Origin of the sequence: Halosimplex litoreum (assembly GCF_016065055.1) — an archaeon.
Taxonomy (GTDB): domain Archaea; phylum Halobacteriota; class Halobacteria; order Halobacteriales; family Haloarculaceae; genus Halosimplex; species Halosimplex litoreum.
Genome location: NZ_CP065856.1, coordinates 1,283,806 through 1,300,162 on the forward strand (window position 1 = coordinate 1,283,806; position 16,357 = coordinate 1,300,162).

The window sequence follows — 16,357 nt, forward strand, 5'->3', positions numbered from 1 at the left end:
GCCCGCCGCCATCACAGCGGGTCGTCGCCGTCGCGCGTCCACTCCGGATTCTCGAACTTCTCACGCGCTCGCTCGCGCGCCTGCGCGAGCTCCCGGTCCGACCACGTGCCTTCGTGGGAACTAACCCACGACCGGAGCGACGATTCGAGTTCCGCGACTGCCGCCTCGCGGTCGATCCCGGACTGCTCGCGGACGCTCGTCACTCGCTCGTCGAACTCCTCGGTAGTCGCGTCGGGGTCGGCGAAACAGGACAGATGACGCTCGGTCCTCGGCGCGAACGTGATCGACCCGTGCTGGACGACGGCGTCCTTCCGGCGGTACTGGGCGTTACCGGAGATCTTCCGGCCGTCGCCGGCGACCACGTCGTGAGCGGGGTGGAGCGCCCGCAGGTAACACGCCGGCTCGTAGATGGCGGGCCGCTCCTCGTCGGCGAACCGGGCGTCGATACCCATACCCTCGAGGGCATCGAGCAGCGGTTCGCAGAGCAGTTCGTACGATTCCATCAGGTCGCCGGGGAGTTCCTCGGCCGGCGCGACGACGGAGTAGGAGATGTCGCCGAAGTCGTCGTGGTAGATGGCGCCGCCGCCGGTGGGACGGCGAGTGACCGTGATCCCCTCGCGCTCGCAAAAGTCCCAGTCGATGGTTTCGGGGTCCTGGTGATACCCCAGCGAGAGCGTGCTGGGCGCCCAGCGGTAGACTCGCAGCGTCCGGGTCCCGTCCTCGGCGGCCGACTCGGCGGCCACCTCGTCCAGCGCCATGTTCAGCGGCCCCGGTCGGGACTCCTCGGTGATCAGCCGCCAGTCCCAGTCGGCCAGACTCATGGGCGAAGTACGGACAGCGCCAGCAAATCGGTTGCGTTCGTCAGGCTCGATTGCGAGCGACCAGCGCGAGCGTCACGACGCCGGCGGCGAGCAGCGGTCCGCCGACCAGCGGACTCGTCAGCCGCGAGACGAGGAACTCGAGGAACTGGGACTGGTACGGCTGGACGACGACGAACCCGTAGCGGGCCGCGAGCGCCTCGGGCGTCCCCGCCGGGTTCGGCCACACCGGGTCGGGACCGACGCGGAGGAAGACGGCGAACAGGATCGACAGCGCCAGCAGGACGGCGCCGACGGCTCTGCCGTACGCGCGGAGGTACCAGCGACGGGGGTCCGCCGTGCCCGCTCGCGCGCCGGGCAGCTGGTGTCGCATGTGCGAGTCGACGGCCGCCCGCAGGATAAGTGTTCATCTCCCGTCAGAACGGTCCGGTGGAAGCGACGTTCGTCATGACCGCCGAGGATCGGCTGGCAGGGTTCGGGGCCGCCGTCGACGTGAAACAGAGACGCCGGCTCCTCGGCAAGCGCCATCTCCAGCGGCCCCGAACGAGACTCCTCGGCGATCAGCCGTCAGTCCCGGTCGGCCAGACTCACATCCGGGGTTGGCAGGGTGTCAGAAAACCGGTCGCGTTCGTCAGGCCCGGGCGCGGGCGTCCAGCGCGAGCGTCATGATGCCGGCGACGACGAACGGCCCGACGACCAGCGGACTCGTCAGCCGCGAGACGAGAAAGTCGGGGAACCGGAAGAGGACGGTCTGGGTCACGTCGAAGCCGAACATGCGGGCCCACTCTGCTTCGAACCCCGGCTCCAGCAGTGACACCGGCATTGCGGCCGCTACCATCCGGGAGTCGAAAGACAAGTATAGCGAAAACGTGACCGTCAGCGCGGCGAACAGTCTGGCGATCGCGCGTCCGAACGCGCGAACTGCCCAGTCGCGCCGCCCGTGTGCCTCGATCGGCGTCGCTCGGTTCATCGGTGGCGGGAACTGTCAGCCGAAGTTTATAAATGTCGGCCACCGGGGCGGCAGTGGTCAGTAGAGGTGATAGAGTGAGCGATTGCGGTTGGCGCGCGCTGTCGAGCGTGCCGAACGACAGTGAGGCCGCGAGTCGAAGCCGTGCGAGGGATGAGCGAACGAGCGCAGGCGCGTAGCGGTGCGGTCGGCGCGTGCTGTCGCGCGCTTTCATGCGCGCGACGGCACCGCGCGAGGGATGAGCGACGACAGGAGCGAATCGGCTGGGGAGGCTCGTGGTTGTCTGCGGTCGCTGGCGCGGTACGGTGGCGGTCGCTGGCGCGGTACGGTGGCGGTGCTGTGCGGTTGCGGTCCCTGGCGTCTCGGCGAACGGAGTGAGCCGAGGCTCGGAAGACGAACGCAGTGAGTCTTCCGGCGGACTGAACGGGCGAGGTGCGCGTGGCGGCGTAGCCGCCACGGACTGTGGCGGTCGGCGGAGCCGACCGCCCGCTCGCGCTTGTACAGTCGCCTGAGCGGGCACTATCCGCGCGGTGCGAGGCGCGCAGCGCCTCGACACGCGAACGGCGACCGAAGGGAGCCGTGAGCGAGCGCGCCGAGGGCTTTCACCGCCTGTTGTCGAGTGCGGTCGCTGTCGATCGACTTCCTTTCACAACTCATCCACCAGAAACCACTACTCGACTAGCACATCGAACCGAACGACGGACGACGACTCAGAATGGCCCCGTCGAGACGACGTTCGTCATAACGGAGCGCTCGGCGCGCCGGAGCAGTTCGGCGGCGGTGCCGGGCGCGCAGTCGAGGCGGTCGCCCACCTCTTCGACGCTGCCCTCGCTGGGGGTCTCGTAGTAGCCGCAGTCGACCGCGGCGAGGACGGCCTCGAACTGCCGGTCGGTCAGGTCCCCGCCGGCGTCCAGCCGGCGTGCGTCGTACTCGCCGACCTCCAGCACGTCGACGTCCATCCCCTCGGGTATCTCGTCGACGGCGGTCTGGAGCATCTCGGCCGGTCCCACCGCAGTGAGTCGGACCGTCCCGTCGGCGCGGTACTCGATGGGCATCAGACCGACCAGCCCCGGCTGAGTGAACGCGGCGACGAAGTCCTGACTGTGGTCCGGGATCCGCTCGCGCACGTAGAGGTAGAACGTGTCGTCGGGACACCGGGATATCTCGTAGGTCGAGACGTGTTCGACCTCGTCGAGGGTCGGCTCGTAGGGCTCGGGGTCGCCGTCGACGTGGAAGAGGAAGGCCGGCTCGTCGTCCAGCGCCGTGTTGTACTGGAGCAGCCGCGAGACGCTGTATCCCTCCCGCTGGACGACGAACTGGTGCATCGGGTGTCGCACCGCCGGTTCCTGGTGGACCGCGACGCGCAAGTACCGCATCGGACGATCGGTTTCACCGTACTGTCTTAAACCCTACCCACTCGTGAGGCCCAACGGCGATTGTCCGACCGCGCCAACGGCGCGTATGGACCAACGGCAGCGACAGGTGGGCGAGCCGCCCGAAAGCGCCACACCCGTTTCGGACGCCGACTCGCCGCTGGACGCCGCGCTCGCGGTCGTTCCCGACGACGCCGTCACCGACACCGAGGAGCATCTGAACGCGCCCGCGCTCGTCGTCCGCGCGGACCGCGTGCAGGCGACACTGTCGGCGCTGCGCGAGCGGGCGGGGTTCGACCACTGCGCCTGCGTCACCGGCCAGGCTTACGGCGATCGCTACGAGTCGATCTACCACCTCCGCAGCTACGACCACGCCCAGCGCGAACTCTCGGTGGTCGTCCCGACCCCCGCCGCCGACCCCACACAGGAGAGCGCGGCACCGGTGTACCCGACCGCGGACTGGCACGAACGGGAGGCCTACGATCTGGTCGGCATCGAGTACGAGGACCACCCCGACCTGCGGCGGATCCTCCTGCCCGAGACCTGGCAGGGGCATCCGCTCGATCCGGATTTCAGCGGCGAAGAACCGCAGATCGTGCCCTTCCGCGAACACGAGAACCCGCTGGCCGAGGACCATCGCGACGGCGACACCATGTACCTCAACCTCGGGCCACATCACCCGGCGACTCACGGCGTGCTCCGCGTGGGCGCCACGCTCGACGGTGAAAACGTCGCCGAGGTGACGCCCGACATCGGCTACATCCACCGCTGCGAGGAACAGATGTGCCAGCAGGGCACCTACCGCCACCAGATCATGCCCTACCCCGACCGGTGGGACTGGAGCGGCGCCGGCCTCTGCAACGAGTGGGCCTACGCCCGCGTCGCCGAGGCTCTCGCCGACATCGAGGTGCCCGAGTACGCCCAGGTCATTCGGACGATGAGCGCCGAACTGTCGCGGCTGCTCGGCCACTTCCTCGCGGTCGGCACCTACGCGCTGGACGTGATCGGCGAGTTCACCGCCTCGTTCATGTACGCCATCAAGGAGCGAGAACGCATCCAGTCGATTCTGGAGGATCTAACGGGCCAGCGCCTGATGTTCAACTACTTCCGACTCGGCGGGGTGGCGTGGGACCTCCCCGACCCCCGCTCGGACTTTTTCGCCGAGATCCGCGAGTTCGTCGACGACCTGCCCGAGCGACTCGCCGAGTACCACGACCTCCTGACCAGCAACGAGATCTTCCAGATCCGCACGGTCGAAACCGGCGAGCTATCCGCGGAGACGGTCAGGGCCTACGGCTGTACCGGCCCGGTCGCCCGCGGGTCGGGCGTCGACTACGACTTGCGCCGCGACGACCCCTACGGCTACTACCCCGAACTCGACTGGGACGTAGTCACGGAAGACGGGGGCGACAATTACGCGCGCGTGCTCGTGCGCCTGCGCGAGATAGAGCAGTCCGCCCGGATCATCGAACAGTGCGTCGACCTGCTCGAAGGGTGGCCCGAGGCCGAACGAACCGTCCAGGCGAACGTCCCCCGGACGCTACGGCCCGACCCCGATACGGAGATCTACCGCGCCGTCGAATCCGCCAAGGGCGAACTCGGCATCTACATCCGGAGCGACGGTACGGACGAGCCCGCCCGCTTCAAGATCCGCGGCCCTTCCTTCTCGAACCTCTCGGCGCTGGAGGAGGCCGCCCGCGGCGAGTACGTCGCCGACCTCATCGCCACCATCGGGAGCCTCGACCCTATCATGGGCGACGTGGACCGCTGAAGCGAGCGCCCGGCGGCCGCTCCGGACGACCGTTTCGACCATCGATCGGGACCGCCTGACGAGCGTTCTAAAAGAGTCCGACGCCGACCGCGTAGGGCCAGGCCTGCCCACCGACCGCCAGGAAGCCGAGGGCTGCGCCCGCCAGCGCGACGTTCTTCAGGAAGCCGGTCATCTCGTCTTGCGTCTGGTCCTCGGGCACCGCCCAGAAGTCGTGCATCGTCACCGCCGAGACCAGCAGGAAGGTCGCGAGCGCCCCGGCAGACAGCACCGGCGCGACACCGAGGGCGACGCCGGCCCCGCCCAGGACGAGCATGGCCCCCGAAGCGACCACCGAGAACGCCGGCGCGGGGAGACCCTTCATCTCGGCGTAGCCGGCCATCCCCTCGACGCCCGAGAAGTGATTGATCCCCATGAACGCGAGGACGCCGCCGAACAGCACTCGCGCCACCAGAAAGACCACCTCGCCGGCGGCCGACTCGACGACCATCAGGCCGTCACCCCCGTTCGAGTCGCGCCGTACTCGTCGTCCGTACTACCGTCGGGTACGCGTGCCTCTGACATCGAACACACGTACGACACCTGCACAAATATATTTTATCTGACACTCGTGTCACCGGGAGACGCGGGTGTTACCGGGCGTGGTCGGTGTCGCCGTGCCCGAGGTGGTGACTACGAGCGACCGGTCGCGGTCGAGGGTGTCGGAGGAGCGGATCCGAGTCGCACCTCGCAATCAGGTGTGTTAGTGATATCGGGTTCGTGAACGAACCGCCTAAGTAGGTGGGCGTGGTACGAAGCGATACATGGCGACGAACGCGAACTCCGAGGCGGCGAACCCCGAGGCCTGTCCGGTGGTCGACTCGCTCGAACAGATCGGCTCCCAGTGGCGGCTGGTCGTGCTGTACGACCTCCAGGACGGTGAGAAGCGATTCAACGAACTCAAGCGCTCGACCGGTGCGAGTTCGCGCACGCTCTCGCGCGTGCTCGACGACCTGCAGGAACTCGACCTGGTCGACCGCCGACTCGAGGAGGACGCCCCAGTCGCGACGTTCTACTCGCTGACGGCGAAAGGCGAATCGCTCTGCCCGGTCTTCGAGGCCATCGAGGGGTGGGCCGACGAGTGGCTCTGCGAGGACGCCGACGAGGCCGAGGCGATGGCGGCCGTCGAGGCCGTCGCCGGCGAGTAGCCTGACGACGGCGGACGCGTTCTCGCAGGTTTTCACTCCTCGACCGGACGGAGTCGGACGGACGTGCCCCGGTAGTCTTCGAGGTAGCCGCCGGACGCGCCGACGCTGACGGTTCCCTCGTCGGTGTCGAGGACGAGGCCGTTCTCCAGCGTGAACTGGTTGGTCGCGGGGTCGACCAGCGCCTGACGCACGTCGTTGACGCGGCCGACGACGCGCTCGCCGGCCTCGGTCTCGACCTCGGCACGCAGTTCGGTGCCCGTCCGTCGGTGGCGGATGGCGGTGAAGGTCGCTTTGCGGAACCACTCGAACGTCGCCGGCAGTTCGACCGGGTCGGCGACGTGGACCTCCCACGGGAACGGCCAGTAGGCACCGAGGAACGTGGCGATGACCGCACCGGTCAGCCCCCACTCGGAGACCCAGACGACGCCCTCCTCGAAGTACGCGCCGTCGAACACGTCGGGACTGCCGATCGTCGCCCGCTCGTCGTCGACCGCGTAGACGAACGCCATCTCGTCGCCCCAACAGCGCACGACCGTCGCGAGCCCCGCGTACCGCTCGGCCGCCGCGTCGATGTTCTCGACCTCGGCGACCAGCAAGAGCACGAGCGCCCCGCGCTCGCGGGCCGCCCGGAGTTGGGTCTCGATCTCGGGGACTACGTCGGCCGGCACGGAGACGAGCACCTCCGACTCGGCGCTCTCGATGTCCTCACGCAGGTTCTTGAGCGCCTTCCGCCGTGATTTGGCCATCTCGATCTCCGAGGTTCGAGGCCTGGTCTCGGTGAAGCGCTCCTCCAGTCCGGGCGTCATGGCGTCGATACGCTCGGAGATGTCGGCCATCGCCTCCCGTGGCGCGAGCGCGCGGATCGTCGTCGGCGAGACGTGGTCGTTGACTCGCACCAGCCCCCGCCCCTCGAGGCGCTCGGCGATGTTGTACACCGTCCGCCGGGTGACGCCCGCCTCTTCGGCGACAGTGCTGGTCGTCGCCTCCCCCAGCCCCAGCAGCGCCAGATACGTGTTGATCTCGTTGTCCGAGAGCCCGAACACCCGCAACTGTTCGCGCAACGCCGCGTCGTCGGTGTCCATTTGTGTCGATATCACGCTCGCGACTAATCTGTGTGACGTTCGGCGGGAGTTCGACCGGCCACCGCGACACCACGAGTGGGAGCGATGCGTGGCGTCGCGGTCGCCGGAAACCCCGTGACAAGGAGTTGGGAGCAGTACTGCGGCGATGCCACCGGCCGACGACGGCGGTGTCCCTACACGGCTATCCCTCCTCCGGCGGTTCGAACTCGGTGTCGTAGCTGGCCTGTGCGATGCCGCCGAGCACGAGCACGTTCTCGATGCCGAACGAATGCTCGTAGTCGAACGCCCGTGCCGAGGGGCCGGGCCAGTCGAAGTCGCGAACGTTACCGAACGACCCCTGCATGTACTGGTGGAACGGGAAGTGGGGAACGTAGAAGTTGTAGTACTTCGCGCAGGTGCGATACAGCTGCTGGCGCTCGGCCTCGCTGTTGCCCGGCTGTCGGATCGCGTTGACCGTCTCGACGAGGTTGACTTCGGTGGCGCCGTCGAGATCCGGCGCTTTCCCGGCCTCGTCGGGGGCCTCGAAGGCACCGGGTTCGTCGGGGATCTGCTGGACGATCGGTTTCCCCTGTGTGTCGACGGTGTCCTCGGGCTTGGCGTCGAACGGGTCCGGAGCGGTGGGACTCCCGGCGACGAGCGCCTCGTCCCACCACGCGCCGCGGTCGTGATAATATTGGAACACGTAGGGGTCGCCGTGCCAGTACAGCGACGACTCGTAGTTCAGCCCGCCGTTGGGGTCGAGGTTGTTCGACCACGTCGACCACCCCTGCGTGGAGAAGTTGACGCCGAAGCCCCAGTTGGCCAGGTTCGCCCGGATCGTCTGAGCCGCCTGCACGTGCTCGGGGATCGTCGACGTGGCGAACAGATCGATCGACGCGGCGTTGCCAGACGGGTCGACCCACTGGCCACCCTGTTTCGTGTACCCCGCACGGTTCATGTACTCCGTGGCCGTCTCCACGTTCGACCCTCGCGAGTACGTGTGCAGGCTATCGAGGAACTCCTGAGAGAATATCGCCTCCGACTGGGCGTCGAGCAGGAAGGTGTCGTTTGCGAGCGGCTGTGCGCCGCCCTGTCCCCAGCCGTTGGCCGAGACGGCGTTCCAGTCGACCGCCTCGACGAGCGCGCGGCGAACCCAGAGGTTCTGGAGGTGGGGGTTGTTCCAGTTGAACTTCCACATGTCACCGCCGGTCGCACGCAGCCAGCGGGTGAACTCCTGCATGTAGTCGGGCAGTACCTCGCGGTTCAACGACGCGCCGGGCGACACGTCCCCCACGTTCACGTCCAGCACGCCTTCGGTCTGCAGGGTCTGCGCGCGATCGCCCTCGGCCCAGTAGATCGCGAGCTTCTCGACGTTGGTGTGCTCGGCGTTGGGGTGGTCGGGGTCGAGATGGAGAACCATCCGCTCGGATCCCACGTCGTCCATCGACTCCAGCCGGTACGGTCCCGTCCCGGCGAGGTACTCGTCGGTCCCGCCGGCCAACGCGATACGGTCGAGTGAGACGCGGTCGCTCTTCAGCTCGTCGGTGACCGACGTGGCCCGGTCGCGCGAACCGGCGTCGCGGTACTGCTCCAGGTACGGCTCGGTGAACGACGGGTGCAGCGGCGGGTCACCGTCGACCGGCCCCGCGTACGTCGACAGGATGTTGCTCGCCGTCGGGTCCGGGTCCTGCTCGGGGACCGTCCCCTTGTCCGTCCACTGGTGGAGCGTCCACTGGTCCTCGGCGCGCTGGTTGAACGTGGCTTCCTCGGAGAACTTGTTCCCCGCCTGGAAGAACTCGACGTGGTTGTGTTTCTCGCGGGCGACCGCGTCGTGAGCGTCACCCGACCAGTAGGCCGACCGATCGTCGTGGTGGTCGTACCAGTCGTGTGGCGGCTCGACCTCGGTGCCCGAGATCCACGTCATGATCTCGATCTCCTCGTGGTCGGGCTTGTGCGGTGTGGGGATCGTCGTCCCACTGTAGGACAGGTTCGTGGTGTGGACGTTGCGGAGCCCGTGCAGGTCGGACATCCAGAGGTCCCCAGCGGTGTTGTCCTGGGGCGTCCACGGGTTCCAGTCGAACACGTCCGGCGAGTTGGCGTGCGCGTAGGCGATGGTATCGACCACGGGCTCGCGGTCGGTCGCCGTCGCCGTCGGCGTCGCCGTACTCTCCGCTCCGTCACTCACCGTATCGTCCGGCTCGATCGGCTCCACCGTGTCGTCGCTCGATCCCGCCGGCGTCGCCGTCGAGCCGCCCTCGCTCGGACAGCCGGCCAATCCAGCCGCGCCCAGCCCCGCGATCACCTGTGCGTACCGGCGACGCGAGACACCGCCCGCCGACTCGCCGTCCGCCTCGTTACCCTCGTGATTAACTACCATGATTCGTGCCCTACTGTGGGCCACCCCTTGAAATAATTTCTGGAAGAAATCTTTTTTCGGGATGTTTTCACCCCGCTCGTCCGAGCGTTCGAGCCTGAAAAACGGCGATTCCGCACACCGGGTTTCGGTTCCGGCTACCGCGAACGAGCGGTCGACGTGCCGTTGGCCCGTTCGTTCGGGTCGATGGGCGAGCGATTCGATATCGCGGTATGTGATTTATCGGCCGATCGTGGCCGACGCGTCGGGCTTTTCCCTATCGACGGAGTACGGGCGGGTGATGGTCCAGAACGTGGCATCCGTGATAGCCGACCTCGAACCCGAGGACTTCTATCTGCTCTCGGGGGTCGAACAGGGGATGCGCTTCTCGGAGTACGTCGACCGCGAGAAGTTGCCCGAGTACACCCGCCTGTCGGCCGAGGACGTGGACTACAGGCTGGACCGCTGTGAGGACCGCGGGCTGGTCGAACGCAAGACGATCCAGTACGAGGGCTTCAAGCTCACTTTCGAAGGCTACGACGCGCTCGCGCTGCACACGTTCGCCGAGCGGGAGACCTTCGACGGCGTCGGTGCCCCCCTCGGCGTCGGCAAGGAGAGCGACGTGTACGAGGTGCGTTCCTATCGCCCCCTGGCGTTGAAGTACCACCGCGAGGGCTACACCAACTTCCGCGAAGTGATGAAAGAGCGCGACTACACCGCCGATCGGGACCACGTCTCCTGGCAATACACCGCGCGCAAAGCCGCCGAGCGCGAGTACGACGCCCTCGAAGCGCTGTACCCCGACGTGTCCGTTCCCCAACCCGTCGACCACAACCGTCACGCGCTCGTCATGGAGAAGGTCGACGGCGTCGAGCTCTCGCGGACGAAGCTCACCGACGCGCAAGTGGTCCCCGTCATGGAGCTGATCCTCGCGGAGATGGCGACCGCCTACGCCGAGGGGTACGTCCACGCCGACATGAGCGAGTACAACGTCTTCGTCACCGAAGCGGGCGTCGTCGTCTTCGACTGGCCCCAGGCCGTCCCCACCGACCACGAGAACGCCCGCGAACTCCTCGAACGCGACGTGGAGAATCTGGTGGGCTACTTCGCCCGCAAGTACCCCAGCCACGTCGACGAGATCGACGTGCCCGGCCTCGCGGCGGCGCTAGCCGACGACTCGTTCGAGTCGGCCGCCGAATTCGCCGAATAAGGACCGTTCGCCGCCGGTTCGTCCATTTTAGACCGTTCAAAAGCGACAGAAACCTGTTGCCGTTTCCTACCCGTAAACCATATCTCGCGATACCAAATCGACTCGGCGTCGTCGTCACAAGTTCCGAATGTAGAAATCTACAAAGCACCAACCGCCCAACAATATCTAAGTCATCACCGGCTCAGAGAAGTCCGATAGCCCGGTCAGGCCCCTCATTAGTCAGAATACTGTGATACTGTATAGAGGATCGACGCCGATCACATATTGGGATGAAACTCGCGTGACTGAGACACCGAAAAGAGATGTACTACCAAGTCCTTACACGTCATAACATATAACTCCCTGCGCGGCGAACGCTTCTCTATGAGCGGTTCAAGCTACGATAAAACGATTCAGTTCCGTGCCGGGGCCGAAAAAGAGGCTGCGGAGCTCCTTGATGAGATTCATATCGGCGGCGTCAATGTGAGCGAGCTTGCCCGGACCGGGTTAATTGAGATGCTCCGCCGGTCTCTGGACGAACAAGACGAGATCGCAGTCTACGAACGATACAGCCGTGATGAGATCGATGAAGACGTGGCTCGGGTTCTCCTCGGTGAGAAAATCGACCAGATGGAAGCGGAGAAAAACGCATTCGAGTCGGCAATGGAGCGGGACACCTCAACATTCCTTGCTGATAGCGATGGCGAGTGACCCTCGCCACCCGCTCTTGGCCGATACGAGTTCCCTGATTGCCGTTGCGAACACCGACCAGTGGGACGTTCTGGCGGAGTCGCTCGCTCTCACAACCACGAACGTCTGCAAGCACGAACTCCAGAACCACGTCACCTCGAACGCGTACGCGCCGGAAGGAAGCCGTGAACAGTATCTGAAAGAAGGCAGCAAGCGCGTGCTCGATCACGTAGACGACGATTCCTCGTCGTGGTCATGCGTGACTGTCGTTCCCCGGCCACACGGGCCAGACGCGGGTGAAGAATCGCTGAAGCAGGAGCTTTCCGAACACGGTGACTCATATCAGGTCGTCTCGCTGCTCGATGGAGCCGCACGCCGGTCGATCAGGCAACTGGTTGACGACCACGGATACGATATTGACGTTGTGGGTCCGCCGTATCTGCTCTACGTTCTCTTCGACAACGAGCTCATTTCGAAGGCAGAGTTCTGCGAGGCAACAGGTGAGATGATCCGGACGGAAGGGTGGACTGGATACGAAGTCGTCAAGAACGCGTGGGCTAGTATTCCTGTGGATTGTTCCGAGTTCCTTGATGACGATATTCTCCCACCTTGAAAGCTTACCAAGTGCTATAACGCTCAACACAGAAGATTATGCAACACACTACAATCGATCGAGTTTCTCGTGAATCCAACGACGAAGTCTTGCTGTTCGGTTCCCGCAGATTCCCGGGTATCCGACAACCGCCCGTTGTGGTTCAATCGTTTCTCCCATCACTTGCCGATAATGCAGTGCGAGAGCACGATGATTACCATCCAATAGATAAGGGCTCCCCTGAGAAAATGGCCGTGATCGGTGGGCGATCACGAACCGGCCCGGCATACTCTCCGCATTGTCTCTAAGTTCTCGAATTTTCTCACGGCCTTCTTCACTGAATCCTAACTTCTTCTCCTGGAACTGTGATACCGCTTCCTCAATCGTCGGTCGGTCTCCCGGCGGGCCGAATATCGTATACGTGTCTGCAAGCGTATCAATCGGAACGTGACATTTCATCCAGCAATAGTCGAGTGATAGCAAACTACGCGCAGCGCCAGGCTTGTGTGCGAGAAGTCGCGCTTCCGCTTCGAACCTGTCCGTGTTTGATTGAATATCGAACTTCGGGGAGTGGGGCTTCTGCTGCTCTTCTTCGAGCCAGGCACGAACCACGGCCGTTTGTGTGGTCCTTCCATCGAAACTGACGTTTGACCATCGGGTTCGTGACATGAGAGGTCATGCAATTTCCGCTCGTATTTTTCTGTTGCTTTCCGGCTAATATCGAACCAGTAACTACCGAATTATTCCGCAGGTGAGAATCTAAAGTATACGCAGATATACTCAGCTATCAGTTCACCGCAATCCAATATGAAACTAACTCCTTGTGAAGTGTTCATGATACCCTCATTCGTCGGAAATAGGCTGCCCGTTAACTGTATCTCTTAGTCACCTCACGCTGGAATTCATCGTTCAGCTCCGTCGTTTTCTGCGCGAGTGTCGCCTCGAATTCCTCAAGATGGTCCTCAAATTCGGCTTCTAATTTCCAAATCTGCTTCTGAATACGGGCAAGGTCCGTCAGCTGCAACTCGTCCGCGATGACCTGGCCTTTTGCGGTTAGCGGGTGGCGCTTCTGCCCCTGACTATTATAATCCGGCTCGTCCGACACTAATCCGAGTTCTTTGGCGTCTTCCAGGCGGTTTCGAATCGTTGCTGAACTGATTTTCAGGTCCTCTCGTAGCACCACGAATCGCTTCGGTTCGGCCTGCAACTCGGCTAATAGCATCACTCCACCTTTCTTCGAGAGGAACTCTCCGATACGTTCTATCTCAATTTCATCGAACTCATCGGGGGAGGGTGCACCCGCCTCTCCCCCTGCATCATTGCGATCAGCCACTATTCACCTCGTTTGTACCAGTGCTACCATGAATCATGTGGTTCGACATAAACTAATGGTTTAGGTTGAACTCGAAGAGCGACCAGAACCAGAGTTTCGGAAATCATCTAGAATTTCGCTTACGCCATTCTAAACCCTTCAAAACCGCCTATTTCGTAGTATGTGGTGGAACGATTCGGAAGCAACACCCCATTGAATATGGTTCGAACTGAACTACTTCGGCCTGTCTCATATCAGCCCATGTCTCGGACAGTTCGAAGCACGCCACAGACTGATGACAAGGTGGGTCACCAGGAGTAACCGCTCGTGGTACGTGACGATCCCGCAGTCGCTGAGTCCATCGTTGTGCACGCAGAGTCGCTCTGCCAGCACGAGGACCACCTGTGGGACGTTATTAAACAACTTTCAATACCCGTTGCCTCCCTGACTGACGAGCGTGACCAGACCAAGGCAGATTTCGAAACCGAAGAGATGGTTAAATCCCATCTCTTCATGCGGATTCGCGGATTTTCCCAAAACGAGTTCGCTGAGCAACTCAGCACCCGCTCGAACCTGATCAAGAGTGTCGAATTCGATGTGAATAGCCTGGATGCGGCCCCGTCACAGCAGGACCTCTCGTATGCCTGGTGCAATTTCAGTGACGACACACAGAAGATCATCGAGGCCGCTGCAGAAGGCATCGGGCAAGCCGCTGTCGAGCACAACGTTATTTCCGAGGCGCTTGTCCCGGTTCTTCCTGACGAGGAAGCGGACGAGGACGACGTTCAGACTGACAAAGAATACCAGAAGCAGAAGGCGACCAAGCTGATTAGGCTCGCTCGTAGGCACGTCCTTCCGGAATTCGAGACCGGACGAGCGGTCCACCGGACCTACTCAGATGAAGCGATTCTCGATATGTTCGCGCGTATCTGCGCGAACAAGGGCAGCGCTCACTCCGAAGGCGAGTACGGCTGGCTCACCGACGATGACCTGACCTGCGATGATGAAACGTTCCTCCGTGCGATCAAGCTGATTGCCACACCTGAAGACGACGATGCACAGCCCTCACTCTCGGACTATGATGAGGCGGATGCGATGCCGAAGATTGACCGTATCCGTGATGCCCTCATGGAGTCGTTCGATGCGGCGACGGAGAACGTCATCAATTCGATTCGCGGGGATGACCCGTTCGAGGACCGGAAAACCATCGCGGCCATCGATATCACGCACGAGCAGTACCACGTCTGGCCGTGGGAGGACAAGGACGCCGGAACCCCGAAATCCGGGTTCCCGCGGATGGTCAGTGGCTACAAGAAGGATGACGAATATTTGCGCGGCTACAAGTACGCAACAATCACGTTAGTTGGCGACAACGCCCCGATAATCCTCGGTGTTGAGCCCGTCAAGGAGAACTCGAAGTGGGAGCCAGACGGGTCGCCGTCGTACTCGAAAGGCGACATTGTTGCGCGGCTTCTCGATAAGGCAGAGCGGTTCGTTGATTTCGATGAAGTACTGTTGGACCGCGGCTTCTACAGTAACGCTGTCTATGCTGAAATCGATGATCGTGACCTGCTTTACACGTCGCCTGTCCCGAAATACGAAGACGACTACACGGCGATCAAGAACATCGAAGCCCACGATGACGCGGACGCAGCTGTGAAGGACGATGTTCCGTTCGGCCAGGATGGCGAGGTCCACCACACTGCGGAGTTTCTGTACACGCCGACCACGAGTGACGATGCGGACGGGAACTACGCTGTGTTCGTGACGAATCGAGACCGTGTCGAACCGGAAGAGATCGACAAAGTCTGCAACACGTATGATCGTCGATGGGACATCGAGAGCCAGTTCAAGTCCGTGAAGGGTTTCCTGCCGAAAACGTCGTCGAAGGATTACCGGATTCGCCTCTGCAAGTTCGTGCTCGCCTCGCTCATCTATAACCTGTGGCGGCTGACCGACTACCTGCTCAAGGTGGCGATGGACGAGGATATTCGGTCGCCGCCGGTGATCACGGCCAAGACGTTCGTGCGAGCGCTCGGTGAGTTCCTGCGAGACATCGGATAATACGGCTTTCTGCGTTCCGAGCCCGAAAATCGTGAGCGGCAGCGCTGTCCAGTTCGGCTGATTTTCTTCATTTAATTACCGGATAGCTGATATTTGGGATTCGTTTCGCTTAGTCGTCCTTGTTTCAGGGCGAGATTGGGTGATGAAAATCCAGCTATTGCGAGACTCGTTTGTAGGCTTTTAACCGTTCGAAAAATGTGTCGTCGTCGGGCGCTCACAGAAGCTGCGGACGAAGGGGCTCTCGGCTACGATACCCGAAAGCAGTGGAGCGGTCGTCCCGGCCCCGGCCTCAGCCGAGGACGTAGCGCAGCCGCGGGTAGCGTTCGACCAGTGCCTCGCCACCGACCTCGTAGCGCTCGACGAGCGCGTCGAGGCCGACGATCCGACCTGCGCCGAAGGCGGCGACGGCGAGGAACACGAGCATGTAGGCGAAGTCGCCGTTGATGAGCCCGTGGGCGATCTCCCAGTTCCCGAAGTAGAACATCGCCATCATGAGCGCGCCGAACAGAGCCGCCAGGCGCACCAGCGCGCCGACGAGCAGGCCCAGCCCGATGAGGACCTCGCCCCACGGGACGGCGACGTTCGCGAAGGCGACGAACCAGTCGGTCGTCCCCATCCAGACGAACATGCTTTCGAGGGGGTTGCCGTTCGTCCCGGCCGCGTGGACCAGGTAGCCCTGAGCGGTGAACCCGCCCTCCAGGACCTTCGTCGCGCCCGAGTACAGGAACGCGTAGCCCATCATCAGCCGCAGCGCCAGCACGAACCACGCCGACAGGCTGTGAGCCTTGCCGTGGACCGTGAAACCGCCGATCTTGCTCTCGAACTCGTTGACTCCGGGGGTGGTCGTCGACATTGTAGTTGGCCTCTGTCTGGACAGACGCCGGTTCGGAGTATATATCCGGAAGGCAATTCCTCGCCGGTGAGAACCGTTCTCGGCGAGTGAGAATCGGTGGCCCGTGAACACGGATGGTGTCGGCCGCGCC

The 16,357-nt window shown here is 63.3% G+C and carries 15 protein-coding genes; 6 read left to right on the forward strand and 9 right to left on the reverse strand.

The genetic code is table 11. From position 1 onward, the window contains the following. Window positions 1–11: 11 nt before the first annotated feature. The 4 genes from I7X12_RS06340 to I7X12_RS06355 form a co-directional block, all read right to left on the reverse strand. Window positions 12–821 carry a lipoate--protein ligase family protein gene (locus I7X12_RS06340; protein ID WP_198063008.1) on the reverse strand — a complete coding sequence of 270 codons (810 nt, stop codon included), beginning with the start codon at window positions 819–821 and terminating at the stop codon, window positions 12–14. A 40-nt stretch (window positions 822–861) separates the two neighbouring features. After that, on the reverse strand, window positions 862–1,191 hold the full coding sequence (locus I7X12_RS06345) for a hypothetical protein (protein ID WP_198063009.1): 330 nt from the start codon (window positions 1,189–1,191) through the stop codon (window positions 862–864). Between the two features lie 258 nt (window positions 1,192–1,449). Continuing rightward, complete coding sequence (locus tag I7X12_RS06350) at window positions 1,450–1,656, reverse strand: hypothetical protein (RefSeq protein ID WP_198063010.1); 207 nt, start codon at window positions 1,654–1,656, stop codon at window positions 1,450–1,452. A gap of 839 nt (window positions 1,657–2,495) precedes the next feature. Beyond that, complete coding sequence (locus I7X12_RS06355; RefSeq protein WP_198063011.1) at window positions 2,496–3,161, reverse strand: helix-turn-helix domain-containing protein; 666 nt, start codon at window positions 3,159–3,161, stop codon at window positions 2,496–2,498. A gap of 85 nt (window positions 3,162–3,246) precedes the next feature. On the opposite strand from I7X12_RS06355, the gene I7X12_RS06360 reads away from it, so the two are divergent. Next, window positions 3,247–4,929, forward strand: a complete 1,683-nt coding sequence (locus tag I7X12_RS06360) for an NADH-quinone oxidoreductase subunit D (RefSeq protein WP_232343082.1) — start codon at window positions 3,247–3,249, stop codon at window positions 4,927–4,929. Between the two features lie 67 nt (window positions 4,930–4,996). Here the strand turns inward: I7X12_RS06360 and I7X12_RS06365 are convergent, their stop codons facing one another. Further along, on the reverse strand, window positions 4,997–5,416 hold the full coding sequence (locus I7X12_RS06365; RefSeq protein WP_198063012.1) for a DoxX family protein: 420 nt from the start codon (window positions 5,414–5,416) through the stop codon (window positions 4,997–4,999). A 313-nt stretch (window positions 5,417–5,729) separates the two neighbouring features. On the opposite strand from I7X12_RS06365, the gene I7X12_RS06370 reads away from it, so the two are divergent. Continuing rightward, on the forward strand, window positions 5,730–6,113 hold the full coding sequence (locus tag I7X12_RS06370; RefSeq protein ID WP_198063013.1) for a winged helix-turn-helix transcriptional regulator: 384 nt from the start codon (window positions 5,730–5,732) through the stop codon (window positions 6,111–6,113). A 32-nt stretch (window positions 6,114–6,145) separates the two neighbouring features. Here the strand turns inward: I7X12_RS06370 and I7X12_RS06375 are convergent, their stop codons facing one another. Both I7X12_RS06375 and I7X12_RS06380 read right to left on the reverse strand, forming a co-directional pair. Next, window positions 6,146–7,195, reverse strand: a complete 1,050-nt coding sequence (locus I7X12_RS06375; protein ID WP_198063014.1) for a TrmB family transcriptional regulator — start codon at window positions 7,193–7,195, stop codon at window positions 6,146–6,148. A 181-nt stretch (window positions 7,196–7,376) separates the two neighbouring features. Beyond that, complete coding sequence (locus I7X12_RS06380) at window positions 7,377–9,551, reverse strand: ABC transporter substrate-binding protein (RefSeq protein ID WP_198063015.1); 2,175 nt, start codon at window positions 9,549–9,551, stop codon at window positions 7,377–7,379. Between the two features lie 277 nt (window positions 9,552–9,828). On the opposite strand from I7X12_RS06380, the gene I7X12_RS06385 reads away from it, so the two are divergent. The 3 genes from I7X12_RS06385 to I7X12_RS06395 all read left to right on the forward strand — a co-directional run bounded on the left by I7X12_RS06385 (window position 9,829) and on the right by I7X12_RS06395 (window position 12,019). Next, a complete protein-coding gene (locus I7X12_RS06385) occupies window positions 9,829–10,737 on the forward strand; it encodes a serine/threonine-protein kinase RIO2 (protein WP_198063016.1) in 909 nt (302 codons plus the stop codon). 363 nt (window positions 10,738–11,100) lie between these two features. Next, window positions 11,101–11,427, forward strand: a complete 327-nt coding sequence (locus tag I7X12_RS06390; RefSeq protein WP_198063017.1) for a hypothetical protein — start codon at window positions 11,101–11,103, stop codon at window positions 11,425–11,427. Then, on the forward strand, window positions 11,417–12,019 hold the full coding sequence (locus I7X12_RS06395; RefSeq protein ID WP_198063018.1) for a hypothetical protein: 603 nt from the start codon (window positions 11,417–11,419) through the stop codon (window positions 12,017–12,019). Before I7X12_RS06390 ends, I7X12_RS06395 begins: the two co-directional genes overlap by 11 nt. Before the next feature lie 847 nt (window positions 12,020–12,866). Here I7X12_RS06395 and I7X12_RS06400 read toward each other — a convergent pair. Continuing rightward, window positions 12,867–13,331, reverse strand: coding sequence for a hypothetical protein (locus tag I7X12_RS06400; RefSeq protein ID WP_198063019.1), 465 nt, complete (start codon window positions 13,329–13,331; stop codon window positions 12,867–12,869). A 306-nt stretch (window positions 13,332–13,637) separates the two neighbouring features. Here I7X12_RS06400 and I7X12_RS06405 point away from each other — a divergent pair, with 306 nt between their 5' ends. Next, window positions 13,638–15,374, forward strand: a complete 1,737-nt coding sequence (locus I7X12_RS06405) for a transposase (RefSeq protein WP_198063020.1) — start codon at window positions 13,638–13,640, stop codon at window positions 15,372–15,374. Window positions 15,375–15,663: 289 nt separating this feature from the next. On the opposite strand, the gene I7X12_RS06410 is transcribed toward I7X12_RS06405, so the two are convergent. After that, complete coding sequence (locus I7X12_RS06410) at window positions 15,664–16,227, reverse strand: DoxX family protein (RefSeq protein ID WP_198063021.1); 564 nt, start codon at window positions 16,225–16,227, stop codon at window positions 15,664–15,666. Window positions 16,228–16,357: the final 130 nt, after the last annotated feature.

What these genes read in the sequence shown, in the direction of transcription:
- I7X12_RS06340 (WP_198063008.1), bottom strand. Translation starts at nt 821, where the DNA reads ATGAGTCTGGCCGACTGGGACTGGCGGCTGATCACCGAGGAGTCCCGA.
- I7X12_RS06345 (WP_198063009.1), bottom strand. Translation starts at nt 1,191, where the DNA reads ATGCGACACCAGCTGCCCGGCGCGCGAGCGGGCACGGCGGACCCCCGT.
- I7X12_RS06350 (WP_198063010.1), bottom strand. Translation starts at nt 1,656, where the DNA reads ATGGTAGCGGCCGCAATGCCGGTGTCACTGCTGGAGCCGGGGTTCGAA.
- I7X12_RS06355 (WP_198063011.1), bottom strand. Translation starts at nt 3,161, where the DNA reads ATGCGGTACTTGCGCGTCGCGGTCCACCAGGAACCGGCGGTGCGACAC.
- I7X12_RS06360 (WP_232343082.1), top strand. Translation starts at nt 3,247, where the DNA reads ATGGACCAACGGCAGCGACAGGTGGGCGAGCCGCCCGAAAGCGCCACA.
- I7X12_RS06365 (WP_198063012.1), bottom strand. Translation starts at nt 5,416, where the DNA reads ATGGTCGTCGAGTCGGCCGCCGGCGAGGTGGTCTTTCTGGTGGCGCGA.
- I7X12_RS06370 (WP_198063013.1), top strand. Translation starts at nt 5,730, where the DNA reads ATGGCGACGAACGCGAACTCCGAGGCGGCGAACCCCGAGGCCTGTCCG.
- I7X12_RS06375 (WP_198063014.1), bottom strand. Translation starts at nt 7,195, where the DNA reads ATGGACACCGACGACGCGGCGTTGCGCGAACAGTTGCGGGTGTTCGGG.
- I7X12_RS06380 (WP_198063015.1), bottom strand. Translation starts at nt 9,551, where the DNA reads ATGGTAGTTAATCACGAGGGTAACGAGGCGGACGGCGAGTCGGCGGGC.
- I7X12_RS06385 (WP_198063016.1), top strand. Translation starts at nt 9,829, where the DNA reads ATGGTCCAGAACGTGGCATCCGTGATAGCCGACCTCGAACCCGAGGAC.
- I7X12_RS06390 (WP_198063017.1), top strand. Translation starts at nt 11,101, where the DNA reads ATGAGCGGTTCAAGCTACGATAAAACGATTCAGTTCCGTGCCGGGGCC.
- I7X12_RS06395 (WP_198063018.1), top strand. Translation starts at nt 11,417, where the DNA reads ATGGCGAGTGACCCTCGCCACCCGCTCTTGGCCGATACGAGTTCCCTG.
- I7X12_RS06410 (WP_198063021.1), bottom strand. Translation starts at nt 16,227, where the DNA reads ATGTCGACGACCACCCCCGGAGTCAACGAGTTCGAGAGCAAGATCGGC.